Origin of the sequence: Microbacterium istanbulense (assembly GCF_037204145.1) — a bacterium.
Taxonomy (GTDB): Bacteria; Actinomycetota; Actinomycetes; order Actinomycetales; family Microbacteriaceae; genus Microbacterium; species Microbacterium istanbulense.
Window position 1 is genome coordinate 22,069 of sequence record NZ_JBBDGN010000017.1, and the last position, 25,990, is coordinate 48,058.

At 68.7% G+C, this 25,990-nt stretch carries 28 protein-coding genes and 1 tRNA gene; 13 read left to right on the forward strand and 16 right to left on the reverse strand.

Annotation, left to right across the window (positions count from 1 at the left end; all coding sequences use genetic code 11):
- The first annotated feature begins 123 nt into the window (after positions 1-123).
- The 3 genes from WDU93_RS13970 to WDU93_RS13980 are packed head-to-tail and all read left to right on the forward strand — an operon-like array spanning position 124 to position 1,972.
- A complete protein-coding gene (locus tag WDU93_RS13970) occupies positions 124-441 on the forward strand; it encodes a transposase (protein WP_337321705.1) in 318 nt (105 codons plus the stop codon).
- Entirely contained in the window at positions 438-1,388 is a 951-nt protein-coding gene (locus WDU93_RS13975; protein WP_337321707.1) for an integrase core domain-containing protein, read from the forward strand. Before WDU93_RS13970 ends, WDU93_RS13975 begins: the two co-directional genes overlap by 4 nt.
- The gene (locus WDU93_RS13980) at positions 1,385-1,972 is read left to right on the forward strand and encodes a hypothetical protein (RefSeq protein WP_337321709.1); all 588 of its coding nucleotides are present in this window, start codon (positions 1,385-1,387) and stop codon (positions 1,970-1,972) included. Before WDU93_RS13975 ends, WDU93_RS13980 begins: the two co-directional genes overlap by 4 nt.
- A gap of 367 nt (positions 1,973-2,339) precedes the next feature.
- On the opposite strand, the gene WDU93_RS13985 is transcribed toward WDU93_RS13980, so the two are convergent.
- Positions 2,340-3,209 carry a LysR family transcriptional regulator gene (locus WDU93_RS13985; protein WP_337321711.1) on the reverse strand — a complete coding sequence of 290 codons (870 nt, stop codon included), beginning with the start codon at positions 3,207-3,209 and terminating at the stop codon, positions 2,340-2,342.
- Positions 3,210-3,369: 160 nt separating this feature from the next.
- Here WDU93_RS13985 and WDU93_RS13990 point away from each other — a divergent pair, with 160 nt between their 5' ends.
- The 7 genes from WDU93_RS13990 (at position 3,370) to WDU93_RS14020 (ending at position 9,577) form a co-directional block, all read left to right on the forward strand.
- Positions 3,370-4,194: an EamA family transporter gene (locus WDU93_RS13990; RefSeq protein WP_337321714.1), complete on the forward strand. Its 825-nt coding sequence runs from the start codon at positions 3,370-3,372 to the stop codon at positions 4,192-4,194.
- 428 nt (positions 4,195-4,622) lie between these two features.
- Positions 4,623-5,072, forward strand: coding sequence for a hypothetical protein (locus WDU93_RS13995; RefSeq protein ID WP_337321716.1), 450 nt, complete (start codon positions 4,623-4,625; stop codon positions 5,070-5,072).
- Positions 5,073-5,130: 58 nt separating this feature from the next.
- The gene (locus tag WDU93_RS14000) at positions 5,131-6,891 is read left to right on the forward strand and encodes a TraM recognition domain-containing protein (RefSeq protein ID WP_337321718.1); all 1,761 of its coding nucleotides are present in this window, start codon (positions 5,131-5,133) and stop codon (positions 6,889-6,891) included.
- A 77-nt stretch (positions 6,892-6,968) separates the two neighbouring features.
- Positions 6,969-7,472: a single-stranded DNA-binding protein gene (locus WDU93_RS14005; RefSeq protein WP_337321719.1), complete on the forward strand. Its 504-nt coding sequence runs from the start codon at positions 6,969-6,971 to the stop codon at positions 7,470-7,472.
- Positions 7,473-7,552: 80 nt separating this feature from the next.
- On the forward strand, positions 7,553-8,164 hold the full coding sequence (locus WDU93_RS14010; protein ID WP_337321721.1) for a hypothetical protein: 612 nt from the start codon (positions 7,553-7,555) through the stop codon (positions 8,162-8,164).
- Positions 8,161-8,373, forward strand: coding sequence for a helix-turn-helix transcriptional regulator (locus WDU93_RS14015; protein WP_337321723.1), 213 nt, complete (start codon positions 8,161-8,163; stop codon positions 8,371-8,373). The genes WDU93_RS14010 and WDU93_RS14015 overlap by 4 nt, the downstream gene beginning before the upstream one ends.
- Entirely contained in the window at positions 8,360-9,577 is a 1,218-nt protein-coding gene (locus WDU93_RS14020; RefSeq protein WP_337321725.1) for a tyrosine-type recombinase/integrase, read from the forward strand. Before WDU93_RS14015 ends, WDU93_RS14020 begins: the two co-directional genes overlap by 14 nt.
- 178 nt (positions 9,578-9,755) lie before the next feature.
- Here WDU93_RS14020 and WDU93_RS14025 read toward each other — a convergent pair.
- Positions 9,756-9,829 (reverse strand) — tRNA-Pro (locus tag WDU93_RS14025).
- A 212-nt stretch (positions 9,830-10,041) separates the two neighbouring features.
- Between WDU93_RS14025 and WDU93_RS14030 the strand changes: the two genes are divergently transcribed.
- The 3 genes from WDU93_RS14030 to WDU93_RS14040 are packed head-to-tail and all read left to right on the forward strand — an operon-like array spanning position 10,042 to position 11,693.
- Positions 10,042-10,623 carry a GNAT family N-acetyltransferase gene (locus WDU93_RS14030; RefSeq protein WP_337321727.1) on the forward strand — a complete coding sequence of 194 codons (582 nt, stop codon included), beginning with the start codon at positions 10,042-10,044 and terminating at the stop codon, positions 10,621-10,623.
- A gap of 39 nt (positions 10,624-10,662) precedes the next feature.
- Positions 10,663-11,325, forward strand: coding sequence for a lysoplasmalogenase (locus tag WDU93_RS14035; RefSeq protein WP_337321729.1), 663 nt, complete (start codon positions 10,663-10,665; stop codon positions 11,323-11,325).
- Positions 11,322-11,693: an RNA-binding S4 domain-containing protein gene (locus WDU93_RS14040; protein ID WP_337321731.1), complete on the forward strand. Its 372-nt coding sequence runs from the start codon at positions 11,322-11,324 to the stop codon at positions 11,691-11,693. The genes WDU93_RS14035 and WDU93_RS14040 overlap by 4 nt, the downstream gene beginning before the upstream one ends.
- Positions 11,694-11,873: 180 nt before the next feature.
- Here the strand turns inward: WDU93_RS14040 and WDU93_RS14045 are convergent, their stop codons facing one another.
- The 14 genes from WDU93_RS14045 to WDU93_RS14110 form a co-directional block, all read right to left on the reverse strand.
- The gene (locus WDU93_RS14045; protein ID WP_337321733.1) at positions 11,874-12,851 is read right to left on the reverse strand and encodes an NUDIX domain-containing protein; all 978 of its coding nucleotides are present in this window, start codon (positions 12,849-12,851) and stop codon (positions 11,874-11,876) included.
- Between the two features lie 38 nt (positions 12,852-12,889).
- Positions 12,890-13,960, reverse strand: coding sequence for a Glu/Leu/Phe/Val dehydrogenase family protein (locus tag WDU93_RS14050; RefSeq protein ID WP_337321735.1), 1,071 nt, complete (start codon positions 13,958-13,960; stop codon positions 12,890-12,892).
- A 96-nt stretch (positions 13,961-14,056) separates the two neighbouring features.
- Entirely contained in the window at positions 14,057-15,577 is a 1,521-nt protein-coding gene (gene der, locus WDU93_RS14055; RefSeq protein ID WP_337321737.1) for a ribosome biogenesis GTPase Der, read from the reverse strand.
- Entirely contained in the window at positions 15,570-16,352 is a 783-nt protein-coding gene (gene cmk / locus WDU93_RS14060) for a (d)CMP kinase (protein WP_337321739.1), read from the reverse strand. The genes der and cmk overlap by 8 nt, the downstream gene beginning before the upstream one ends.
- Positions 16,345-17,469, reverse strand: coding sequence for a prephenate dehydrogenase (locus tag WDU93_RS14065; protein WP_337321741.1), 1,125 nt, complete (start codon positions 17,467-17,469; stop codon positions 16,345-16,347). The genes cmk and WDU93_RS14065 overlap by 8 nt, the downstream gene beginning before the upstream one ends.
- Positions 17,466-18,263, reverse strand: coding sequence for a pseudouridine synthase (locus tag WDU93_RS14070; RefSeq protein ID WP_337321743.1), 798 nt, complete (start codon positions 18,261-18,263; stop codon positions 17,466-17,468). Before WDU93_RS14070 ends, WDU93_RS14065 begins: the two co-directional genes overlap by 4 nt.
- Positions 18,260-18,856, reverse strand: coding sequence for an SMC-Scp complex subunit ScpB (gene scpB, locus WDU93_RS14075; RefSeq protein ID WP_337321774.1), 597 nt, complete (start codon positions 18,854-18,856; stop codon positions 18,260-18,262). Before scpB ends, WDU93_RS14070 begins: the two co-directional genes overlap by 4 nt.
- Positions 18,857-18,884: 28 nt before the next feature.
- Positions 18,885-19,694 (reverse strand): segregation and condensation protein A, encoded by an 810-nt coding sequence (locus tag WDU93_RS14080; protein WP_337321745.1) that lies wholly within the window; start codon positions 19,692-19,694, stop codon positions 18,885-18,887.
- A complete protein-coding gene (locus WDU93_RS14085) occupies positions 19,678-20,568 on the reverse strand; it encodes a ParA family protein (protein WP_337321747.1) in 891 nt (296 codons plus the stop codon). The genes WDU93_RS14080 and WDU93_RS14085 overlap by 17 nt, the downstream gene beginning before the upstream one ends.
- A gap of 69 nt (positions 20,569-20,637) precedes the next feature.
- On the reverse strand, positions 20,638-21,540 hold the full coding sequence (gene xerD / locus WDU93_RS14090) for a site-specific tyrosine recombinase XerD (RefSeq protein ID WP_337321749.1): 903 nt from the start codon (positions 21,538-21,540) through the stop codon (positions 20,638-20,640).
- Between the two features lie 2 nt (positions 21,541-21,542).
- Positions 21,543-22,157: an NUDIX hydrolase gene (locus WDU93_RS14095; protein ID WP_337321751.1), complete on the reverse strand. Its 615-nt coding sequence runs from the start codon at positions 22,155-22,157 to the stop codon at positions 21,543-21,545.
- On the reverse strand, positions 22,150-23,838 hold the full coding sequence (locus WDU93_RS14100; RefSeq protein WP_337321776.1) for a CTP synthase: 1,689 nt from the start codon (positions 23,836-23,838) through the stop codon (positions 22,150-22,152). Before WDU93_RS14100 ends, WDU93_RS14095 begins: the two co-directional genes overlap by 8 nt.
- Positions 23,839-23,904: 66 nt before the next feature.
- On the reverse strand, positions 23,905-25,155 hold the full coding sequence (locus tag WDU93_RS14105; protein WP_337321754.1) for a glycoside hydrolase family 32 protein: 1,251 nt from the start codon (positions 25,153-25,155) through the stop codon (positions 23,905-23,907).
- Positions 25,152-25,988, reverse strand: coding sequence for a carbohydrate ABC transporter permease (locus WDU93_RS14110; protein WP_337321757.1), 837 nt, complete (start codon positions 25,986-25,988; stop codon positions 25,152-25,154). Before WDU93_RS14110 ends, WDU93_RS14105 begins: the two co-directional genes overlap by 4 nt.
- Between the last annotated feature and the right edge of the window lie 2 nt (positions 25,989-25,990).

Sequence of the window (25,990 nt, forward strand, 5' to 3'; positions counted from 1 at the left end):
GCGTTCGACCACCCCGATGGAGGGTAATCCGTGGCCGCATGACGTGGTCATCTCGGTGGACAATGTCGCGCGTCAGACTTTGTGGCAGGGCTGTTAGTTGAGTCCTGAACGGAGAATCTGAACATGGGTAGACCCCCATCGATCCCGGCTGAGAAGAAGTCGCGGATCGTGCTCTCGGTCCTTGCCGGGGAGCTCACGATCGCTGAGGCCGCGCGGCGGGAGAAGGTGTCCGAGCAGTCCATCGGGAGGTGGAAGGCTGACTTCCTCGAGGCCGGCAAGACTGCTCTTGCGGCGGGGAGGTCGGGGCCGTCCTCGCGTGAGGAGCAGCTCGAGGCCGAGGTCGCGGAACTGACCCAGGCGCTCGGTGAGGCGGCGGTCGAGATCCGGGTGTGGAAGAAGTCCGCCGAGGGCCGCTTGGGAAATTCGAGGACCTCGAGGTGATCCGCACCGAGGCGGGCATGTCGACCGCGAGGTTCTGCGAGCTGTTCGACATGCCCGAGCGGACGTGGCGGCGCCGGCAGGCCAGGGCAAGGGTCGGGCACCCGGCGAAGGGGCCGTGGCCGGCGCCGGCCAGGGATGCGGCCAGGCAGCTGGCGGTCAAGCACGCGACCGCGCATCCGGCGTGGGGGCACCGGAAGGTGTGGGCGATGGTCCGCCACGACGGCCACCGGGTGTCGCAAGCCAGCGTGCTGCGGCTGCTGCGCGAGGAGGGCCTGATCCTCGAGGCCAATTACCAGGCCGAGCGGCGCAAGCACGCCGATCGCCGCAAGGCCACGTTCGCGAAGGAACCGACCGGGCCGAACCAGGTATGGCAGTTCGACTTCAGCGAGTTCGAGACCACGACCGGTGGGACATGGCGGATCGCGGCGTGCCGGGACTACTGGTCCAAGTACGAGTTCGACGCGCACGTGTCCCCGACCGCGAACAAGTACGACGCGATCGAAGCCGTCGAGAAAGCCCTCGCCGAGACCGAACGGCTCCTCGGTGCACCGTTGATCGACTTCGCGCCCGTCGACCCCGACACCGGTGAGGTGACCCCGGTCGTCACGCTCGTGACTGACAATGGCGGCCCGTTCCGGTCGTTCACGTTCGAAGCGTTCATCGCGACCCACCCGGAGCTCAAGCACGTGCGTACGAAGGCCCGCACGCCCGGGCAGAACGGGTCACGCGAACGCGGATTCGGGACGCTGAAATACGAATGGTTGTTCCGCGAGGAGATCGATCACGGGCTGTCGCTGGTCGAGCAGGTCGACGCATACCGGCACGACTACAACCACGTCCGCCCGCACGAAGCGATCGCGTGGAACCGGCCCGCCGAGGTCCACGCCGGGCTCGCCAGCCCGACCATCCCCAACTTCGAAATCGAAGAAACCCTGCCAAAAAGTTGACGCGGGACAACAACGACTTCTATCGGCTCTTGGAGTTGCTGTGGATTCGTGAGGCGTGGGGTCTGCTGCCGGCCGGTGATGACCTTCCCCCCTTGCTCGTGGACCCGCCTGCGCGAGCCGGTGATCCGGATGATCGTGATGCCTGGGAAGCGGCGTGGCCGGAGGTCTGGGAGGACGTCGTAAGTCACGCTGCTGTGCTGGTCGAGCCCTCCATGTTCGAGGAACTGACACACTCCGTGGACGGGTCGAAGGAGCGGGCGGAGCTGATTCGCCGGTTGCAGGGGCCGACCTGGCGAGAACATTTCGGCGATGCAGCATTCACCGAGGAGTATCGGGCGTGGTCCGACGCGCGGTTCCACGCGCGTCGTGACGATCACCCCCGTTCCCTCGCCGAGTCGCCCGAGCGTCAGTCGATAGACGCACTGATCCCTGCGTGGCGCGCGGGGCTATCGAAGGTCATAACCGTCCCGTGTCGCGGCGAACACACCCGCATTGTCGGCGGCTCGACGCTCCTGATGACCGAAGCCACCCGCAAGGACCCAGACCGATACGCGGCCGCGTTAGCAACGTTCGCGCGGAGATGAGCTACCGGCACCGTCGTCAGTCGAGAGCGCGGGTTCGCGCAGCGGGTGTTCCGTCGCGAAGCGGGGTGGCCGAGGGCGATTGCGCAGCGCATGGCGGCTTCGATGCCGACGCCGAACAGGTCGCAGATGCGTCGGGCATCGCCGCCCGTAGCCTGGATAGCGGTTTACGGATAAATGGCGAGCCTCCAGGTGCTGTCCCGGCGCGTGTAGACGCTGGACAAGAGTGCGACGAACGCAAGCTCGTCGTCGTCACGGTAGGCGCATCCGGCGCAGATCGATAGCTCGATCCGTTGCAAGGACCTCCTTCACGATTTGCGACGTATAGTCGCTCGGCTCGCTCCGTGGGTGAAGCTGACGATCGTGCGCTTCAGCTGGCCGGCGCTGAGGCGTAGAGGCGTGTTACCGCGTCGATGAGTTCAGTGAGCCCATGAGGTCGATCGTCGCTCCACCATGCCAGCCGCACTGGGACACGCGGGCCGTCCTTCACGGGCCGGTAGACGATGCCAGGCCGTGCATGATGTGCAGCGGTCGCAGCTGCCGTGGTCCCCACCCCGCGCCCGGCTGCGATCGCGTCGAGCCAGTTGTCGACGTCAGCGGACTCGATGAACCGCGGCCGATGCTCGTGACCCTGCCACAGTTCTCCGCTCGTCGTTCCGACCCGCGAGTCAATGACCACGGTGCGCTCGGCGATCTCGGCCATGCTGATCTGCCGCCGCCTGGCCCACTGGGAATCATCCGCCGCGAACGCGACGACGCGACGTTCCAGCCCGACCACGACGGAATCGAAACGGTGCCCGTCGATCGGGCGGCGCACGATAGCCACGTCGCATAGTCCTTCGGACAGCCCTGCTGTCGGGGAGTTGTGACGCACAAGTTCGAGTTCGATGGCCTCGTGCTCGCGTGCCCACTCGCGCTGCAACGGGGCTGTGTGTCGGCCGAGCGCGGCCCAGGCGTACCCGACCCGAAGCTGCCCGCGACGGGTCTGCAGGAACTGCTCGAACCGCTCCGCTTCGCCGAGTAGCCGCCTCGCTTGCGGCAGAATCGCGCTGCCAAAGCTGGTCAGCTCGCAGCCGCGGGGCACCCGTCGCAGCAGTCGATTCCCCACGCTCCGCTCGAGTGAGGCGATGGTACGGGAGATGGCGGCTTGGGAGACGTGCAAATCGGTGGCCGCGTCGGTGAACGATCCGACCGTCGCGCAGGTCACGAACACCCGCAGTTCTCGCAACGTCAAATCCATAACCAGAGCGTATGGCACGAGCGATACATGCACTAGGCGAACCGTCCACCTGATACCTAACGTGGACCGCGTGAATACCCCCCAATCCCCTGCGAGACCGCAGACTCCCGCCCTCTCGGCGGAGAGCGCGGGGCCGCGCCAGCGAGCCGCGGGCATCGCCATGATGCTGAGCAGTTCGGCATCGAACCAGGTGGGCGCGGCGCTCGGGGCGCTCGCCTTCCCGGCCATCGGTCCGGTCGGGGTGGTCGCGGTGCGGCAGCTCGTCACCGCGGCCGTGCTTGTACCGGCCGTGCGGCCACGCTTCCGAGGGCTGAGCCCAAGCCAGTGGCTCCCAATCCTCGGCCTCACGCTCGTATTCAGCGTCATGAACCTCACCCTGTACGCGGCGATCGAGCGGATCGGGTTGGGGCTTGCAGTCACGCTCGAGTTCCTGGGACCGCTCACCGTCGCTATCGCGAGCTCGCGCCGCATCCTCGACATCGGGGGCGCAGTGCTCGCAGGCGTCGGAGTCATCGTGCTCACCAACCCAGGCCCGACGACCGACATGCTCGGAATCGTGCTCGCCCTCATTGCCGCCGCCGCATGGGGTGCCTACATTCTCTTGAACCGCAGCGTGGGCCAGCGCCTCCCCGGTCTACAGGGCACCGCCGTGGCGAGCGCCGTCACAGCCGGCCTCTGGATCCCGGTAGCAGTGGTCTGGTTCTTGGTGCACCCGCCCACCCTGCTCGCGCTGCTGCTTGCTGCCGTTTGCGGGCTGTTGTCTTCCATCGCGCCCTACGTCGCCGACATCGCGGCTCTCCGTCGCGTCCCCGCCTCGATGTTCGGCACCTTCACGAGCATCAACCCGGTTTGGGCGGCACTCGCGGGATGGGTGGTCCTGCACCAAGTTCTCGCCCTGAACGAGTGGATCGGCATCGTCCTCATCGTCCTCAGCAACATCATCGTCTCCGTGAGCGGAGTTAGACGATCAAACCGCTCCAGATAAGACGCCAAGCCCACGAAAGGTGGCTTCTGTGATCAAACAGATTCGACTGACTCACAGCACGCGATGTCGCCACTGATGCACTCATCGGGTGCTCGAAGGCGGCGGCGTAGTGATCCGAGCCCGCAAGACCCCGAGTTCACACAGTTCGCAGACACGGCGGACATCGCCATCGACAGACGACGCAGATCTCTCAAGAGTTCGATCACCGTAGAGTGACTGCGCGCCCGGGGCTTGCACCTTCCGAGAGAAGGGAACGCCCAAGCTCCTGGTGGAAGAACGCACCTGACGAGTATGAAGCGTCGCGACGAATCGATAGCACTAGAGAAGTCCGCCACCGGCTTTCCGAGCGGGGCAACTGGGCACGGCACGGAAGACGCCCAGTGATCGGCCGTCGACGACAGCTCAACCCTCCCGGGCACACTCCGCCGGTGCTCCCGCAGATCATCGCCGAGTTCGTTTCCGCGGAGCACGTCGTGCTCACCGTGAACGGCAAACGGCTGCTGTCGACGCCGACCCGCCGCGATGAGCTCGGGCCGGCGATCGCCGAACTCATCGCCCGGTTCGCCAGCCCGACCCGGGTCGAGGTCCGCGAGCTCGACGGCAGCGTCTACGCCGACATTCTGACTCCCGACCCTGATGGCGCGGCACCACTCGACGAGTCTCCGGAGCGGCCGCGGCCGGAGCTGGTGGAGTTCACCGCGGACGGGTTCGTGCCCGGTGAGGACGTCGCGATCGCGCTCGTGCTGCGCCATACCTCCGCCGCAGGCAACGGCACCGCCCGGGCGCTGCTGGACCGTGCCGAACACGCGACTGTGACCGGGGAGCTGATCCTGCTGGGCCGGATCTCCGGGACCACCACGGTGCGCCGCATCGACTGAACTCCGCACCTGCCTCCTGAGCTCGCCGACACGCGGCGAGCTCAGGAAGGACCTGCCCATGCCCTCCGCTCACCCCCGGCCCGCGAATGACGCCTTCTTGAACATCGCACTCGGCGGCCTGGTCGCCGTCGTCGCCTTCGGCGGCGTGCTCGGTCTGGCCGGCAGTATCGCCGCGTTCCTCACCGGCCACCCGCAACCGACTGCCGGCATCACCGACGGGCTCGGCGTGCTCGCGAGGCCCGCCGACCCCGGCACCGCGCTGGGAGCTGCGGGGCTGAACCCGTTCGCGTACTGGACGGTTGTGGTCCTGCTGCTGGGGATCCTCGCGGCCGCGGGGGTATTCGTGTGGCGGGCGATCAGCCGCGCACGCGCCGCGACGAACCCGCACCACCTTGCCGGCACCGCCAGCGGCGCCGAGGTCGCCCGCGTCGCGTCCCCGAAAGCGCTCGTCAAGCGGGCCGGCACGCTCCGCCCGTCCCTGACCGGGAAGCCCGAGCCGGGCGATGTGGGCTACCTGCTCGGGACGAGCAAGGGCGGGCAGGTGTGGGCGACTGTCGAGGACAGCATCCTTCTGATCGGGCCGCCCCGCTCCGGCAAGGGCCTGCACGTCGTCATCAACAGCGTGCTCGACGCGCCCGGCGCGGTGATCACCACTTCCACCCGGCCCGACAACCTCACCGCGACCCTCCGCGCCCGGGAACGCAAGGGGCCCGTCGCGGTGTTCGATCCGCAGCAGCTCGCTCCCGGCCTGTCCGCGGGGATGCGATGGTCGCCGGTGCGTGGCTGCCAGGACCCCCTCACCGCGATGATCCGTGCCAAGGGGCTCGCGACGGCCACGGGGTTTGGTGGGGTGCAGGACGCCGGGTTCTGGGAAGGCAAGACCACTGCCGCCATCCAGGCGCTGCTCCACGCGGCTGCGCTCGACGGCCGCGACGCAAGCACTCTGTACCAGTGGGCGCTGAACCCGACCCTCGCCGGTGACGCCGTCCGCATCCTGTCCACCCATCCCGGTGCGGCCGACGGGTGGGCGGACTCGCTTGACGCGATGGTGCAAGCCGATCCCCGCACGCGCGACTCGATCTGGCAGGGCGTGTCCCTCGCCCTGGCGGCGCTCGCGGACCCGCGGGTACTCGACGCCGTGTCTCCGGCGGTCGGTGAGGAGTTCGATCCGGAGTCGTTCCTGCGCGACGGCGGCACCCTCTACCTGCTTGCCACGGGTGCGGGGGCCGGGGCATCGGCGGCGCTCGTGGCGGCGTTCATCGAGGACCTCGTCGAGGCAGCGCGGAAGATCGCGGCACGGTCACCGGGCGCGCGGATGGACCCGCCGTTGCTGCTCGCCTTGGACGAGATCGGGAACCTCTCGCCGTTGCCGTCGCTTCCCACGCTGATGGCCGAAGGCGGCGGCACCGGCATCACCACCTTGCCCGTGCTCCAATCGCTCGCGCAGGCGCGGGAGAAGTGGGGCGAGAACAACGCCAACGCGATCTGGGACGCCTCCATCGTGAAGGTCATCCTCGGCGGTGCATCCAACAGCCGCGACCTGCAGGACCTGTCCACGCTCATCGGGGACCGCGACGAGACGACCGACAGCGTCACCACCGACGCCTACGGCTCGCACTCGACCCAGCGCTCAGTGCGGCGGGTCCCGATCCTCCCACCGGACGTGCTGCGCACTCTGCCGTTCGGCACCGGCGTCGTCATGCTCCGCACCGCCCGCCCGATCATCACCACCCTGCGTCCCTGGCCGAAGCGAGCCGACGCCGCCCAGCTGCGCGAGGACCGCGCCCACGTCGAACGCCTCCTGCGGCCAGGCGCGTGACCTGCTGGTCGCCGGCCGTACCTGACCTGTGACCCCGCAGCAGCGGGCGAACCGATCAAGACCCTGAAGGAGGGTTCATGGCCATTCCCACCCGCGAGGCCCTGTCGGGGTTCATCGCCACCGACCCGCAGCTGGCCGAGACCAGCAACGGCGGGCACCGCTTCTATGCCCGCGTCGGCATCGAGCAGTTCCAGCGCAACGAGGACGGCTCTTTCACGCAGCTGGAGAGCGAGTTCACCAACCTCGTCATGTTCGACAAGGCCGCCGAGCGCGCGCACGAGAAGTTTCAGAAGGGCGACAACTTCGTCGCCGAAGGCCGCAGCAACGTCCACGAGTACCAGGGCGAGCAGCGCGAGCAGTTCATCGCCTCCCGCATCGGCCACGACAACAACCGCACCACCTACACCGTCGACCGCTCCCGCCAGGAGCGCGCCGGCGCGGACCGCGAGGCGCCGGAGCGAGCGGCCGGGGAACGAGACCCGGCCGCGGTCGCGCTCGCACAGCGCGAGCAGGCACTCCAGCCCGAGACGACCGCCACCAGCGGCACCGTCCAGGCCGACCGCGCAGCGGTCGCCCGATGAGCCGGGTGCCGCCGGCGGCCCCGCAGCCACCCGCCGGCGGCACCCTTCCTGTTTCCGCCCTGTGGACGTAAAGGATCGACATGCCTGACGTGACTGACCCGGAGGCTCCGCTCCCAGACGACCCCGGCGACGAGGTGCGCCGGATCGTCGAGCAGCAGTACGCCCAGCACATCAACGACGTCCTCGGCGAGGTGCCCCGGCCGATCAACTGGCGAACCCTGCCCCCGGAAGACCTCGAGCATGAGTTGCTCGAGCTCAACGCGTGGGTCGACTGGCTCCGGCACGAGTACGGCCTGCCCGCCCAGATCATCCCGCCCATGTGGCACCGCCACCCCGAGCTGCTCTGGGAGTTCTCCGCTCTCCGCCAGCACTGGTTGTTCTGCTTCGACCCGCAAGCCAAGGGCAACCAGGCGCTCGCCTGGCACCACGACTTCGCCATCGCCCGGGAACGCCTGCGCGACTGGGTGACCATCTCCGGCACCCGGCTGGACCGCGACCGGCCCACCCGCGTCACCCCGTGGCCCGGTGGTGAAGCCGAGCACTGGGCGGAGCCCGACACCACCGAGCAGCTCGTGACCGGGCGCACCGAGGACTTCCTCGCCTTCGTAGAGGAGCAGATCCGCGCCCGACAGCAGGAGCAGGACGCGACGATCCGCGAGATCGCGAACACGGACTGGAGCGACCGGCCATGAGCGAGAGAGGCGCTGAGACGCCATTGGTGTCGCCGCTGCTCGACAGCCGCGAGGTCGCCGCCTATCTGAAGGTCTCGGAGGCGACCTTGTCGCGGTGGCGCACCGACAAGAAAGGGCCACCGTTCCTGCGGATGGGCGGGATCACCCGATACCGCCTCGACGCTGTCGAGGCGTGGCTCGCGTCGCTCTCCGCCGATGAGCACGTCTGAGAGCGCCCCGGCGGTCCCTCCGTTCGGGGTGAAGGTCACCACAGACCTCGAACACCGTCCCTCCGGCATCCGAGCGCGAGCACGCTGGATCGACCCGCAGACCCGACGGCGCGTCGTGCGCGCACTCGTCGTACCCGACGAGGAAGCCGCCGAGGCATTCTTCAACGATCTGCTGAAGTCCTCCGAGATCGGCATCGACCGCCGCATCACCTTCGCGGACTACCTCGCGACCATCGGAGACCGGTGGACGCGCGGCCTCGACCCGACCTCCACCGCCGACGGCTACAAGGTCGGCCTGCGTCTACGCGTACTCCCCGCGCTCGGACACCTACCGCTCTCACAGATCACCGCCGGAATGATCGACCGCACCATCGACGACTGGGAGAAGGTGCACTCCGCCTCGACGATCAAAAACAGCATCGCACCGCTCGTGCGCGTGCTCGACGAGGCCGTACGCGACGACGTGCTCGCCAGCAACCCGGCCCGCAATAGGTCCCGGCGAAGCCTCGGCAAGTCCGCTCTCATCATCCCCGTCGAACAGACCTCGCCGCGCGCTCACGCCCTGCCGGATCTGGCCACACTGAACCGGCTCGCCGAAGCGTGCGGCCAGGTGCACCAGAGCTACTCGGACTTCGTCATGCTCAGCGCGCTCCTCGCCTCCCGAGGTTCCGAGATCGCAGGGCTCCGCGTGGGCGACGTCAACTCGGAGACGAACATCGTGACCATCGAACGGCAGACCTACCCCGGATCCGGCGGCCTGGTCACTAAGCAGACCAAAGGGCGAGCGGCGCGCCCGGTCCCGATCCTGAACGCGCTCAAGCCGGTGTTGGAGCGTCTGACGGCGGACCGCGAGCCCGACGAGCGGCTGCTGCGCGGCCCCAGAGGCGGCGTCCTGACCACAGCGACCGTGCGCGACGCGACCAAATGGGACGACCTCGTCACCGGTCTCGGACTGCCCTCACTGACTCGGCACGGGCTCCGCCACACAGGCGCGACCTGGATGGCCGACGCAGGCATCCCGCTGCACGTGCTGCAACGCATCCTCGGGCACAAGTCCATCGAGACCACCCGTGGCTACCTGCACCCCGACACCCGCCACCTCGTCTCCGCCGCCGAGCAGGCGAACGCATTCCTCGAGGCACAAGAACAGCGGCAGACGCCCTCCCGAACCTCCGGCGGGACGCGACCCTCGCCGCACCGCTGATCTCTGTCACGAGCGTCGAACGGGGCGCCGGTGTCCCGGCTGTGTCCCGGCGCTTGGCACCGCACCCACTCATGGACGTTGCGACGCAATGCACCTCAGTTCTCGAAGGTCCCCATAAACCCTCGGACGGGAACGACGAAGCCCAGGTGAGAAATAGGCTCTCACCTGGGCTTTTCTGTCGGGATGACAGGATTTGAACCTGCGACCCCCTGACCCCCAGTCAGGTGCGCTACCAAGCTGCGCCACATCCCGTTGTTCACTTTTCAGGCTGAAACAGCCGCTCCCGCACTTGACCCCCAGTCAAGTGCGCTACCAAGCTGCGCCACAGCCCGTGGACGACCGCGCTTTCGCGCGGGCAACTCCCCCATCCTAGCCGACGAGAACGGGCGTCGCGAACCGGGGCGGCCGGGCGTGGCGCGCACCATCCGTTGCCGATGTCGGAGACCTCGCCTAGCGTGCCGCCCATGGTCACGATCACCACCGAACGCGCCACCCGGGCCCGCTGGGACGACGTGCAGCACTCGCTCACCGGAGGCGGCGACGGCCGTAGCTGCCAGTGCGTCTGGCCCATTCTGCGCAACAAAGACTGGAACACCACGACGGTCGATGACCGTACCGCCCTGTTCCACGACGAGATCGACGCTGGCCCCCCACCAGGGCTCGTGGCATACGTCGATGGAGAGGCAGCAGGCTGGATCCGCATCGGCCCCCGCACTGCGCAGCTTCGCATCCCGAATACGAAGGCGATCGCGGCAGCGACGCACGAGCCGCTTGACGACCCCACCGTCTGGGCCGTCACGTGTTTCGTCGTGCGCCGCGAGCACCGCGGGCAAGGTCTCACCTCCGCCCTCCTGCGATCGGCAATCGAATATGCCCACGATTCCGGCGCCCGCATCATCGAGGGCTATCCGGTCGACACCTCACACGGGCGCGTCCCGTCGAACGACCTCTTCCATGGCGCCCTCCCGACGTTCCTCAACGAAGGCTTCCAACAGATCGCGCCCCTCACCCGCGGACGTGTGCTCGTCAGCCGCGCCACGCCCTGAAGCGGGCGATCTCCGCGGCATCCGAAATACGATGAATGGATGCCACGCAGCACCACTCTTGCTCTCACGTGGTTGCCCTACGTCGCCCTCTCCGTCATCCACGTCGCCTCGCTGGCGATGGACAGCCCCGCCGCGCAGCCGACCAAGCTCACGCTGATGCCGCTTCTTGCGTTACCCGTGCTCGTCGCCGCACCGCGTCTGCGTCCCCGCGCGGCCGTCGCGCTCATCTTGAGCGCGCTGCTGTTCTCGTGGCTCGGCGACGGCGCTGGCGCGCTGTTCCCCTCGGCCCCTGAACTGCCGTTGATGTTGCTGTTCTTCGGTATCGCCCACATCGCCTACATCGTTCTGTTCACGCGCTTCGCCAGCATCCGGCGCCTGCCCGGGTGGGCCGCCATCTACGCCGTCTGGTGGGTCGGGATGCTCATCATTCTCGGCCCGCACCTCGGCCCACTGATCATCGGGGTCGCACTGTACGGCGTCGTGCTGGCTGGCACAGCAGCGACTTCCTCACGCTGCCACCGCCTCGTCGCCATCGGCGGCGCGTTCTTCTTGGCGAGCGACACGATCCTCGCATTCCGGCTTTTCCTCCCCGATCCGATGCCCGCCTGGACAAGCCCGGCCGTCATGCTGACCTACACGCTCGGTCAGGGACTCATCATCGCGGGCCTCATCCGCACACTCCGCCGCAAGGAGGAACGATGACCGACACCATCCGCCCCGTTCGGATCGACAGCTGGCTCTGGGCCATCCGCATCTACAAGACCCGTTCTGCCGCGACGACAGCATGCCGCGCAGGACATGTACGAGTGAACGGCGATCGCACGAAGGCCGCGCAGACCGTCAAGCCCGGCGACGAGGTGCGGGTGCGCATCGCCGGGTTCGACCGGATCCTCACCGTTCGACAGACGCTCTCCAAGCGCGTCGGCGCGCCCATTGCGGCCACGGCATATGAGGACCGCACTCCCCCGCGCGAGCCCACGGCGATGCTCGCGGTTCGTGACCGCGGCGCGGGCCGGCCGACCAAGAGGGAGCGTCGCGAGATCGACAAGCTTCGGGGAAGAGACGAGTAGGGGGCTGGGGCGCCCTTCGTCTCGGGCGCCTGCGGCGTCCTCGCTCAGGGACCGAACTCAGCGCCCTTCGTCTCGTCGCTGCGCTCCTCGCTCAGGGACCGGGGTGAGCGCCCTTCGTCTCGGGCGCCTGCGGCTTCCTCGCTCAGGGACCGAAACAGCGCTCCTCGCTCAGGGACCTGATCAGCGCGGGGCGGGCAGCTGGTTCAGCAGCCAGGCGGCGGAGTCCACGTGGGCACCGATGCGCTCGGCGCGCTCGCGCAGCCCACGGTCGCTGGTCACGAGAGTGACGCGATACTCGGCATCCAGCAGCCGCTGCACCTCGACCACGATCCCATCGTCGCCATGTCCGGGCGCGCGCACCGTCGTCACCCGCGCGATATGCGCCGAACCGACCGGCCCCACGGGCATCCCCGCAGATGCGGCCGACAACTCCTCACCCGAGACCTCATCGTGAACGCCTTTGGCTGCGCCCTCCACGACGAACGACACCGGCGGGTACCAGCGCTCGCATCCGAGCCCCAGCGCCGCCGCCGGCACTCCGGCCCGCGCCCACGCCTCGACCCGCGCACGCAACCGCGCCGCGGCCCCCGCGCGGTCTTTCCACCACCCGTCCGGCTTCGAGCCGACGACATTCGCGGCATCCACCACGACCACCGGCCGCACGTCCAGCAGATCTCGCAACGTCTTCCACGCCTCCGCGAACCCCGGATGCAGCGGCCGATCATCGACCTCCGCCACGGGAACCCACTCCAGCGCCACGCTCTCGGGATCGCTGATCACCGGCTCGAACGGTTCGAGAACATCGGCGACGACCGTCGTGTACGACCAGATCCCGATGTCATGCACGCTCGCGAACCGCGCCCGTACAGCGCCCTCCGGGATTCCGGCTTCCTCCTGCGCCTCGCGCAGTGCACCGTCCAGCGCCGACTCGCCCTCGTGCAGTGCACCGCCAGGCAACGCCCACGTGCCCCCGAAGTGACTCCACGACACCCGGTGCTGCAGCAGCACACCACGCTCGGGGTCATAGGCGAGCAGCCCGGCGGCGCCGTAGCGCCCCCAGTACCGCTCCCCCGAATCGGCGACCACCCAGGCGTCGCCGCTGTCGCGCGGCCCGTCAGGCCGTCGCGGTTCGCCAGGCTGGGGAGGAACGATCGTCACCTCCCCAGCCTGTCACAGCTGAGGCTGATCCGCCCCGATCAGCGAGCCGAGACCGAAGCCCCGGCAGCCAGACGCGACGCTGCAAGCTCCTCGGCCGCGGCGATCGGGGTGATCCCCCGCTCCGCCGCGTCGTCGAGGATGCGACCGACCGTGTCGCCGATACCGGCCACACGCGCCATGATCTCCTCGCTGGTGCCGATCTGCTTCGCCTCGAGGTCGAGGTAGATCACGCCACCCGCGTTCACCACGAAGTCCGGCGCGTAGAGGATGCCGCGACCAGCCAGGCGCTCAGCACCCGCACGCTCTGCCAGCGGGTTGTTCGCCGGGCCGCACACGGCCGCGACGTCAAGCGAATCGATGACCTCATCGGTCAGCGTGCCGCCGATCCCGGCGGGCACGAACACGTCGGCGGGCAGCAGGTGCTCGGTGCCGGGCTCAGCCCACGTCGCACCGATCGACGCCGCGAACTCGCCACGCGCCGGGTTGATGTCGGTGACGGTCAGCTGCGCGCCCTCCTCAGCGAGCCGCTGCGCCAGACGACCACCCACCTGACCAAGGCCCGACACGGTGATCCGTCGTCCGGCGGGATCCGCCGAACCGGCCACACGCTCGAGCACGGCACGCAGCGACGCGTACACACCCAGGCTCGTGGGTCCGGCAGGCTCCCCCGAACCGCCGACGGTCGAGGGCAGACCCACGACGTGCGCGGTCTGCTCGCTGACGGTCAGCATGTCCTCGGTCGTCGAGCCGACATCCTCTGCGGTGCGGTACAGACCGCCCATCAGCTCCACCGCGTCGCCGAGGTCGAGGAACGCCGCCCGGCGACGGTCGGCATCCAGCGTCTCACCGGGCTTGAGCCCGATGACCGACTTGCCGCCACCGGCATCCAGACCCGCCGCAGCGTTCTTCAGCGTCATCGCCGCCGACAGGCGCAGCGCATCACCGAGCGCGTCGCTCCAGTGCGGATACGTCCACAGGCGGGCGCCGCCGAGGGCGGAGCCGAGAACCGACGAGTGCAGCGCCACAGCGATGAAGAGTCCGCTTCGTCGCCCCGTGGTCACCTCCACCCGTTCGTGAGTGAATTCAGGCAGGGGCAGGGTGTGCGTCATCGCGGTCTCTTTCGGCTGGCCTTGTGGGCATGCGCTGCGGATGCCGCGGTGTTACGGCATCCACAGGCAATTATCGCTCAGCCGGCGACCGACCTGCTACCGCTGGCGCCGCTCCCTGACCCGCATGTTGATCACGATCGGGGTGCCCTCGAAGTCGTACAGCTCGCGCAGGCGGCGCTGGATGAATCGGCGGTAGCCGGGGTCGAGGAACCCGGTCGTGAAGAGCACGAATGTCGGCGGACGCGTCGACGCCTGCGTACCGAACAGGATGCGCGGCTGCTTGCCACCACGCAGCGGGTGCGGGTGGGCGGCGACGAGTTCGGTGAGGAACGCGTTGAACTTGCCGGTCGGGATGCGACGGTCCCAGTTCTCCAGCGCCGTCTCCAGCGCCGGCACGAGCTTGTCGAGGTGACGACCCGTCTTCGCCGAGATGTTCACCCGGGGCGCCCACGCCACGTGCGCGAGATCCTGTTCGATCTCGCGCTCGAGGTAGCGGCGACGATCCTGGTTCTCGTACTCGGGGGTGTTCAGCACGTCCCACTTGTTGAACGCCAGCACCAGGGCGCGCCCCGACTCGAGCACCATGTCGATGATGTTGAGGTCCTGCACGCTGATCGACTGGCTCACGTCGATGACGACGACCGCGACCTCCGCCTTCTCGAGCGCGGCGGAGGTGCGCAACGAGGCATAGAAGTCGGCGCCGTGCTGCAGGTGCACCCGGCGACGGATGCCGGCGGTGTCGACGAACCGCCACAGCTTGCCGCCGAGCTCGACGATCTCGTCCACCGGGTCACGCGTGGTGCCGGCGAGGTCGTTGACGACCACGCGCTCCTCCCCCGCCGCCTTGTTCAGCAGCGAGGACTTGCCGACATTCGGACGCCCGAGGATCGCCACGCGACGCGGACCACCGATCTCGTGACCGGCGACCGCCGACACCTCGGGCAGCTTCTCCATCACGGCATCGAGCAGGTCGGCGACACCGCGACCGTGGATCGCCGAGACCGGGTATGGCTCGCCGAGCCCCAGGTTCCACAGCGGCGCCGCTTCGGGCTCCTGGCGGGCGTCGTCAATCTTGTTCGCGACGAGGAACACCGACTTGCCGCTCTTGCGCAGCAGACGCACGACGTGCTCGTCGGTCGAGGTCGCCCCGACCATCGCATCCACGACGAACAACACCAAGTCAGCCAGGTCGATCGCGACCTCGGCCTGGGCTGCCACAGAGCGGTCGATGCCCTTGGCATCCGGCTCCCAGCCGCCGGTGTCGACCAGCGAGAACCGCCGGTCGTTCCACTCGGCCTTGTACGTGACACGGTCGCGGGTGACACCGGGCGTGTCCTCGACGACGGCCTCGCGGCGCCCGAGGATACGGTTCACGAGCGCCGACTTGCCGACGTTCGGTCGCCCCACGATCGCGACGACCGGCAGGGCCGGAAGGTACTCGATGCCGTCTTCACCGAGAGTGACGCCATCGAGAAGATCGGCGTCCTCCTCGTCGAGCTCGTAATCGGCCAGCGAGGCGCGCATGACCTCGGCCTTCTGCTCGGCGAGAGACTCGTCGAGCTCCGCCATCCGCTCGGCGAGCTGGTCGGGCGCGCCTTCGTACTCGTCGTCAGCCATTGTGTGCTCCTCTTTCCGCCCCACGACGTCGCTCGATCACCGTGAGCACGGCGTCGATGGTCTGGGGGAAGTCCAGTTCGGTCGAGTCGACCACGTCAACGCCGGGTGCGGCGGTGAGAAAGTCGACCACGGCGCTGTCGCTGGCGTCGCGCTTGTGCAGCGCCTCAGCCACGGCAGCGGCGTTCTCGCCGGCGAGTTCGCCGGCACGGCGCGCAGCGCGCACCTCGGGGGCCGCGGTCAGCAGAATGCGCACGGGCGAATCCGGGGCGACCACGGTGGTGATGTCACGCCCTTCGACGATGACGGCCGGGTAGGGTGCCTCGGCGACGACGCGACGGAACAGCTCGTTGACCTGCACGCGCACCTCGGGCACGCGGGCGACGCCGCTCACCGCGGCCGAGACCCGCGGTTCACGGATCGCGTCGGTCACCTCGACGTCACCGACGAACACGCGCCGGTCGTCGGGGTCGAGTGCTTGACGCAGGGGGAAGACGGATGCCGCAGAGCGCACGGCATCGGCATCCGCGGTGTCCGCACCGCGCTCGAGCACGTGCCATGCCAGCGCACGGTACGCGGCGCCGGTGTCGAGGTAGCCGGCCCCCAGTCGCCGGGCGATCGCCTTCGACACGCTCGACTTGCCGGAGCCGGCCGGGCCGTCGATCGCGATGAAGTCGACGCTCTGGGTCCCTGAGCTTGTCGAGGGGGTCCCTGAGCCTGTCGAATGGGTCCCTGAGCTTGTCGAATGGGTCCCTGAGCCTGTCGAAGGGTCAGTCATTCGTGTTCCCCGCAATCCGCCATCCACGTTCTTCCAGTCCTTCGATCGCGCCGCGCAGGGCCGCCGGCTCCACGCTGATCTCCGCGAGACCGAACTGTGCGCCCGGCGAGTGCTCGAGACGCAGATCTTCCACGTTCACGCCCAGTTCACCGAGCTCGCCGAACAGGCGACCAAGCTGGCCGGCGGTGTCGTCGACCATCACGACAAGAGTCTCGAAACGGCGGTTCTGGCCGTGCTTGCCCGGCAGCCGCTCAACGCCGTCGTTGCCGTGCCGGATCGCGTCTGCGAGCGTACGGCGGGCACCCGCGGCATCCGGTGCGCGCAGCGCGCCCGCAACCTCACGCAGGTCGTCGGCGAAGGCCTCCAGGATCTCGACCACCGGCGCCGCGTTCGCCCCGAGGATCTGCACCCACAGCTCCGGAGCGGATGCCGCGATGCGGGTGGTGTCGCGCAGGCCCTGACCGGTCAGGCGCAGCGCGCCCTCCTCGGCATCGGCCAGCCGCGCGGCGAGCAGGCTCGCGATCACCTGCGGTACGTGCGAGGTGAGCGCGACGGAACGGTCGTGCTCTTCGGGCGTCATCTCCAGCGGCGTGGCACCGAGCTCCAGGGCGAGCGCCTCAACCAGCGACAGGTCGGCGGCGCGCGTCTCCTCGTCACGGCAGACCACCCACGGCCGGCCGATGAACAGGTCGGCGCGTGCCGAGATCGCGCCACCGCGCTCACGACCCGCGAGCGGATGCGAACCGATGTACCGGGTCAGATCGACCCTTCGACGCTCGAGTTCACGCAGCGGCTCGAGCTTGACGCTCGCCACGTCGGTGACGACAGCATCCGGATGCGTGCGCAGCTCCTGCTCGATGACATCGGCGACGACGTCGGGCGGTACGGCCACCACGACCACCGCGGGGTCGTCACCGGCCGCTGCCGCACGCCCGGCGCCATAGTCGATCGCGAGCCTCAGCTGGGCCGGCGAGGCATCCGCCAGGGCGACGTCGATGCCCTTCGCCCGCAGGGCGTGCCCGATGCTGGAGCCGAGCAGCCCCGCACCGACGACCCGCACGGTGCCCGAAAGCCGCGACGCGACCTTCGTCGCGCGCGTCCCTGTGGAATCGCTCACTCGTTCTCCTGCATGCTGTGCTCTTCGGGGCCCGGCGATGCCTGGGAATCCTGGCGCGCCAGAGTCAGCAGTGCGCCACGTTCGATTTTAGTCAGCTCCCTGGCCTTGCCCGCAGGGAGCGTTCCCAGGTGCAGCGGGCCGAACTGGCGCCGCACGAGCTCGGTCACCGGATGCCCCACCGCAGCCATCATGCGCCGCACGATGCGGTTGCGCCCGGAATGCAGGGTGAGCTCCACCAGGCTCTCGCCGCGCGAGGCATCCAGCAGTCGCGCCTTGTCGGCCGCGATCGGTCCGTCTTCCAGCTCGATGCCCCGCGTGAGCGTCGCGATCGTCTGCGCGGTGACGGTGCCGCTGACGCGGGCGATGTACACCTTCGTCACCCCGAACGATGGGTGTGCGAGCACATGCGCGAGGTCGCCGTCGTTGGTGAGGATGAGCAGACCGCTGGTCTCGGCATCCAGGCGGCCGACGTTGTAGAGCCGCTCGTCCCAGTCCTTCGTGAACCGGCGCAGATCGGGTCGCCCGTTCTCGTCACGCATGGTGCTGACCACGCCGGTGGGCTTGTTCAGCATGACGTAGCGCTTGGAGACGTCGAGCTGCACGGCCGTGCCGTCGACGTCGATCAGGTCGTTCTCGGGGTCGATCCGGGTGCCGAGCTCGGTGACGGTCGTGCCGTTCACGCGGATGCGTCCCTCGACGATGTACTGCTCGACCACGCGGCGCGAGGCCACACCGGCATTGGCGAGCGCCTTCTGCAGACGCACACCCTCGGGTGCGGGGGTGTCAGCGGTCATCGGGTGAGTCCTTCCTCGAAACCGTCTGCACCATCGTCCAGCAACGGTGAGATCGGCGGCAGTTCGTCGAGCCCGTTAATGCCCAAGTGCTCGAGCAGGGCATCGGTCGTGCCGTAGTTGATGGCGCCGGTCTCGGCGTCGGCGAACAGTTCGGTGATCAGCCCACGGGCGAGCAGGGTGCGGACGACCGAGTCGACGTTGACCGCACGGATCGACGCAACCTGACCGCGCGTGATCGGCTGCTTGTACGCGATCACCGCCAGGGTCTCCAGCGCCGCCTGCGACAGACGCGCCGGCGCCTGCCCGCCGACGAACTCCGCGACGAGGCCGTCATGGTCCTCGCGCACGTACAGCCGCCAGCCCCCACCGACTTCGCGCAGCTCGAATCCGCGCCGCGGGCCGTGACCGCGACCGTCGTAGTCATCGACGAGGGTCTCCAGCGCCTGCCGCACCGCGGCGACCGGAGCGCTCACGGCGGCCGCGAGCGCGACCAGGCCCAGCGGCTCGTCGAGGATCAGCAGGATCGCCTCGAGCTTCTCGGTCAGGGGTGCATCCATCACACCGTCGGTGCGCACCTCGGCATCCTCGGCCATCCTCGCTCCCTGCGGGTCGCTCGTCGTCTCATCGGTCATAGTCGGCTCCCAACGTGGCCAGCTGCTCATCCGACCAGCTCTCGGCCGACCACCGCAGCGTCAGCTCGCCCAGCGGTTCCAGTTGTTCGAATGACAGCGCCGCATGACGGTACAGCTCGAGCACCGAGATGAACCGCGCGACCACGATGCCGGGCTCGGCCACCCCCGAGACCAACTCGCGGAACGTCAACGACTCGGTGCTGCGCAGCAGCGTCACCACGACCGCCGCCTGTTCGCGGATGCTGACCAGCGGCGCGTGCAGGTGGTCGAGTCCCACGGAAGGGATCTCTTTCGGCGCGAACGCCAGCAATGCCAGAGCCGCGAAATCATCGACGCTGAGCGACCAGACGAGCTCGGGTGTGCGTCGACGATGCTTCTCGTCGAGCGGCACCGCTCGCACGTGGCGACGATCCTCGCGCTGCAGACTGCGCGCGAACCATGCCGAGACCTCTTTGAACGCGCGGTACTGCAGCAGGCGGGCGAACAGCAGGTCACGGGCTTCGAGCAGTGCGACGGATTCAGCATCCACCAGCTCGCCCTGCGGCAGCAGACCGGCGACCTTCATGTCGAGCAGCGTCGCGGCCACCACGAGAAACTCCGACGCCTGGTCGAGCTCTTCATCCGGACCGAGCTGCTTCAGATACGAGATGAACTCGTCGGTGACCCGGCTGAGTGAGACCTCGGTGATGTCCATCTCGTGCTTCGAGATGAGCGAGAGCAGCAGATCGAAGGGGCCGTCGAAGTTCGACAGCGCGACCTGAAACCCGGCAGGAGACTCCTGCTCAGGCGACAGCGCCACGGGCGACCAGCTCCCGCGCCAGTCGCAGGTACGCCTGGGCGGCGGCGTGCTCGGGCGCGAACTCGGTGATGGGGACGCCGGAGACCGTCGCGTCCGGGAACTTCACGGTCCGACCGATCACCGTCTCGAGCACGTCGTCACCGAAGGCCTCGACGACTCGCTCGAGCACCTCACGCGAGTGCAGGGTGCGCGGGTCGTACATCGTCACGAGCAGACCGTCGAGCGTGATCGACGGGTTGAGCCGGTCGCGCACCTTGTCGATGGTCTCGATGAGCAAAGCGACGCCGCGCAGTGCGAAGAACTCACTCTCGAGCGGAATCAGCACGCCGTGCGCAGCGGTCAGCGCGTTCACGGTGAGCAGCCCCAGGGAGGGCTGGCAGTCGATGAGGATGACGTCGTACTCACCCGAGACCTGACGCAGCACGCGCGAGAGGATCGTCTCGCGGGCCACCTCGTTCACCAGGTGCACCTCGGCGGCGGAGAGGTCGATGTTCGCGGGCAGCACGTCGAGGCCCGGTGTCGACGACGGCACGATCGCGTCGTGCGGGTCACGCTTGGTGTCCAGCAGCAGGTCGTAGACGGTGGGCACGTCGTGGGTGGGGATGCCGAGGCCGGCCGACAGCGCACCCTGCGGGTCGAAGTCGACCGCGAGCACCTTGCGCCCGTATTCGGCGAGGGCGGCGGCCAGGTTGATCGACGTCGTGGTCTTGCCGACGCCACCCTTCTGGTTGCACAGCGCGATGATGCGCGCGGGCCCATGCGATGCCAGCGGCTCGGGAGTCGCGAAGCCCTGATAGGGACGCCCGGTGGGCCCGATCGGGGTGTCGTCACCCTTCGAGGTCGCCGCCCTGGACTTCGTCGCTTTCTGCGCCACCGTTTCCTGCCTTCCGTGCTTGGACGAGTCTAACGGGAGCGGGTGCGCCGCCGCCTGAGGCCACGCGGGTCAGCGGGCGCGGGGGTGCGATGTGGCGTACACGTCGCGCAGCGCGTCGACCGACACGTGCGTGTAGATCTGCGTGGTCGCCACGGAGGCATGGCCGAGGAGTTCCTGCACGACGCGCACGTCGGCGCCGCCCTGCAGCAGGTGGGTGGCGAAGGAGTGCCGCAGCGTGTGCGGCGACACCTCTGCGGTGATCTGCGCGGCCTGCGCCGCTGCCCGGATGATCAGCCACGCGCTCTGCCGCGACAGTGGAGCGCCCCGCGCCCCGAGGAACAACCGAGGCGTCGCCGCCCCTTTGACGGAAAGACCCGGCCGCACCCGGGTCAAGTACGCGTCGACGGCCGATCGCGCATACGACCCCACGGGCACGATGCGCTCCTTGTCGCCCTTGCCCCGCAGACGCAGCACCTCACCGTGAGCGAGGTCGTCGACGTCGAGCGACACCGCCTCGGAAATCCGCGCGCCGGTCGCATACAGCAGCTCGAGCAGGGCCCGATCCCGGATGCCGAGCGGGTCGTCTGCCGAGGGAGCGGCGAGCAGGCGCTCGACCTGCTCGATCGTGAGCGCCTTGGGCAGGCGGCGCGGCGTCTTGGGTGGGCGAAGCCTGCCCGTCGGATCATCCTGTTCGATGCCCTCCCGGGCGAGGAAGCGATGCCAGCCGCGCACGGAGGACTGCAGGCGGGCCAGGCTTGTCGCTGCCGGCGACGGATCGGCACCCGCGCGCTCGGCGATGAAGGCACCCACGAGCGCCGGTGTCACAGCCGAGGTGTCAGCGATGCCCTGCCCGCTCAGCCAGTCGAGGTAGCCGTCGAGATCGCGCCGGTAGGCCGCGACGGTGTGCGCCGACAGACCGCGCTCGATCGTGACGTGGCGCAGGTAGGCGTCCAGGGCACGATCGAGCCGCACGGCTACTCCCCCGCCGTGGCCCGCCGCTCGGCCGCGAGCACACGCTCGGTGGCGAGCACACGCTCGGTGGCGAGCACGCCGATGGTGAGGATGCCGTTGTGCATCCGTCCGGAGAGCACCGCGTCGACGGCATCCGACAGCGCGACCCACTCGGTGCGGATGTCGGCCTCTTCGTCCTCACGGTCGTGGGCGGCCGACGCTGCGCTCACACCGGTGGCGAGAAACACGTGGATCATCTCGTCGTTGCCGCCCGGCGTCGTCCACGACGACACCAGTAGCCGCCAGTCGCGCGCGACGAGATCTGCTTCTTCTGCCAGCTCCCGCTGCGCCGCCGCCAGCGGCTCCTCACCGGCGACGTCGAGCAGCCCGGCGGGCAGCTCCCAGTCGCGGTGCCGGATCGGATGCCGGTACTGCTGGATCAGCAGCACCCGCTCCCGCTGATCCAGCGCCACCACGGCGACCGCGCCCGTGTGCGCGACGTACTCGCGCACGATCTCGCCGTCGCCGTAGGCGAAACGATCCGAGCGGACATCCCACACGTAGCCCTGGTGGACGAGCTCGCTCTGGATGACCCGAGGGTCGAACGGCTCGTCACGTAGGGCGGACGCGTCAGTCATCTTCGCTGAACAGCTCGCTGGCGTTGTGACGGTCGATCGCGGCGCCGACAAGGCCACGGAACAGCGGGTGCGGCGACGTCGGACGGGAACGCAGCTCGGGGTGCGCCTGGGTGGCGATGTAGAACGGGTGCACGTCGCGCGGCAGCTCGACGTACTCGACGAGGTCGAGCTCGGGGTTCAGACCGGAGAAGACCAGGCCGGCATCGGCGAGGCGAGCACGGTAGGCGTTGTTGACCTCGTACCGGTGGCGGTGACGCTCCTCCGCGCGCTCCGAGCCGTACAGGTCACGGGCCAGCGAGTCCTCGGCGAGCGCCGCCTCGTACAGGCCCAGACGCATGGTGCCGCCGAGGTCGCCGCCGTCGAGGATCTCGACCTGCTCGGCCATCGTCGCGATGACCGGCTCGGTGGTGTCGGGGTCGAACTCGCTGGACGAGGCACCGGCGATGCCTGCCACGTCACGGGCGTATTCGATCACCATGCACTGCAGGCCCAGGCACAGTCCGAGCGTGGGGATGCCCTGCTCGCGCGCGAACTTCAGCGCACCGAGCTTGCCCTCGATGCCGCGGATGCCGAACCCGCCGGGCACGCAGATGCCGTCGAGCTGCGACAGCTGCTCACGTGCGCCCTCGGGCGTCTCGCACAGGTCGGAGGGGATCCACCGGATGTTGACCTTGGTCTCCTGAGCGAAGCCGCCGGCCTTGAGAGCCTCGGTCACCGACAGGTATGCGTCGGGCAGGTCGATGTACTTGCCGACCAGGCCGATCGTGACCTCGTGCTTGGGGTTGTGCACGGCGTGCAGCACCTTGTTCCAGCGCGTCCAGTCGACGTCGGCGGCCTTCGCGTCCAGACCCAAGCGGCCCACGATGTAGGAGTCGAGGCCCTGCTCGTTCAGCGTCGAGGGGATGTCGTAGATCGACGGCAGATCGACCGTGTTCACGACACCTTCGAGGTCGACGTCACACATGAGAGCGATCTTGTTCATGTTGCTCTCGCTGACCGGGCGGTCGCTGCGCAGCACGAGCGCGTCCGGCTGGATGCCGACCTGGCGGAGCGCGGCGACGGAGTGCTGCGTGGGCTTGGTCTTCTGCTCGCCCGAGGCGCCCATGAACGGCACCAGCGAGACATGCACGAAGAAGACGTTGTTGCGGCCGAGCTCGTGACGAAGCTGACGGGCCGACTCGAGGAAGGGCTGCGACTCGATGTCGCCGACGGTGCCGCCGACCTCGGTGATGATGACGTCGGGGCGCGGCTCTTCGGTCGCCTGCAGGCGCATGCGGCGCTTGATCTCGTCGGTGATGTGCGGGATGACCTGCACGGTGTCACCAAGGTACTCGCCGCGGCGCTCGCGCGCGATGACCTGCGAGTAGATCTGGCCGGTGGTCACGTTGGCCGCCTGCGACAGGTTGATGTCGAGGAAGCGCTCGTAGTGTCCGATGTCGAGATCGGTCTCGGCGCCGTCATCGGTGACGAAGACCTCACCATGCTGGAACGGGTTCATCGTTCCCGGGTCGACGTTCAGATACGGGTCGAGCTTCTGCATCACGACGCGCAGTCCGCGAGCGGTGAGCAGGTTGCCGAGGCTGGCCGCCGTCAGGCCCTTACCCAAAGACGAAACGACACCGCCCGTCACAAAAATGTGCTTGGTGGTGTCGTTCTGGGGCCCCGCGTCTGAAGAGTTCATCACGGGCTTCGATCCTATCAGTTCGAAACGGGAGTCGGCCAGATCCCGGATGCCGGGAGCGGATGCTCAGTCCGCTCCCAGCTCCCAGAGCTGCGTCCCCTCGCCGCCGATCAATCGCCAAGCACCTCCGTCGCTCGGGTAGGCCCGAGTGGAGTAGGTCGCCCGGCCGTCCACGAACGCTTCGACCACACTGCCGTCGACGAAGATGCGCAGCGACACGGGATCCCCTCGGTGCACGAACACCTGCTCGTCACCGAGCCACAACTCCACTGCCGCGGTGCGCCCGTCGACCTCGAAAGCGGATGCCGCAATGGCACCGCCGGCGTCAGGGCTGATCCCGCCGCGGCGCAGGCCGATCAACTCCGCGGCCGGGCGCGCCCTCAGCGCGCCGGCCTGGTCGATGTAGAGCTCCTGCGGCAGGCTGAGCGCGCCCGACCAGCCGGCCGCCTCGGCATGCGTGTCGCCCTCTGGTTCTCTGAGCCACCCCCACATCAGCGAGCGTGTGCCGTCTGACATCACTTGCGGGGCGTAGAAGGTGGTTCCGGCGTCGAGGAACCCGGCGCGCTCTGGGCGGAACCGCGGCCCGTCCGCGGTGTCGTCCAGGTCACCGACCAGCCAGGCGACGGCATCCTCGCGCACGGGCCCGGTGGCGTCCCGCCACACCGAGTACAGCAGCACCCAGCGCCCATCGAGGGCGAACAGGTTGGGGCACTCCCAGATGTTCGAGGGGCCGAGCGTCGCGGCGACCGGATCGGTGCCGTCCAGCAGGACCCCGCGCGGCTCCCAGCGGTTCAGGTCGTCGCAGGCGTAGACCTCGATGCGGCCGTTCCCCCCGCGCGCGCCCGCTCCCTGTGCGGCGTACCGATGGCCACCGAGGGTGAACACCACCGGATCGCGCACTTCGAGTTCGGCAGGATCAGCCGACCCGGGGATGAGCCGCTCCCCGGCGGACCATGAGCGCAGCTCGGGGTCTGTGGGCGTGGCTCGTACGACACCGGCAGAACCAGGTTCGCTCGCCACCGCCGTGTACAGCAGGGTGGGCACGCCGTCGTCGATGAGCATCGACCCACTCCAGCATCCGACGCCATCCACGCCGCCCGCTCGGGGGGCGAGCGCAACCGGCTGCTCGTCCCAGTGCAGCAGGTCTCGCGATGTGACGTGCCCCCAGTGGATGTCGCCATGCACGGGCGCCGCCGGGTTGAACTGGAAGAACACGTGATACACGCCGTCGACCAGCCCCACCCCGTTCGGGTCGTTGAGCCACCCGGATGCGGGTCGGATGTGCAGCCGCGGCAGATCGAGGTCGATCCCGGTCACTTGCCGCTCCCCGCGGTCAGGCCCTCGCGCAGCGGACGCTGGCCGAAGATGAACACGATGAGCGCCGGGATCATCGACAGCACGACGCCCGCGAGGACGGTCGAGACACTGCCCGTTCCGAGATTGCCCTGCAGCGTCACGAGCCCGAGTGGCAGCGTGAAGTTCTGCTCGCTGATGGTCATGATCAACGGGCGGAAGAACTCGTTCCAGTGGTAGTTGAAGGCGAGGATGCCGACGATCGCGAGACCGGGAGTCGATAGCGGCAGGTAGACGCTGAAGAACACCCGCCAGGGCCCGGCCCCGTCGATCTCGGCCGCCTCGCCGAGCTCGGTGGGCATACCCATGAAGTACTGCCGCATGAGGAACGTACCGAACGCGGTCGGCAGCGCCGGGATGATCAGCGCGAGCAGGGTGTCCGCGAGCCCCATGCCCCGGATGAGCATGAACACCGGCACGATCGTCACCTGCATCGGCACCATCATCGTCGCGAGGATGACGCCGAAGGTGAGGTTCTTGCCGCGGAACTCGTAACGGGCGAACACATAGCCGGCCATCGCCGCCGACAGCATCTGGCCGCCGGCGACGAGTCCGGTGACGAGCACGCTGTTCCACACCAGCAGCCAGAAGTCGACCTTGGTGAACACATCGGCGTAGGCGGAGAAGCCGAACTCGGTCGCTCCTGTCGCCGCATCCTTGGGCGTCAATGACGCGATCACGGTCCAGATCACGGGGCCGAGCGTGAGCGCGGCCGCGACGATGAGCAGCACGTATTTCGCCGCCGTGCCGAGCGGTTGCAGCCGCGCGCGGCGGCGAGCGGTCAGTTCAGTGGACATCA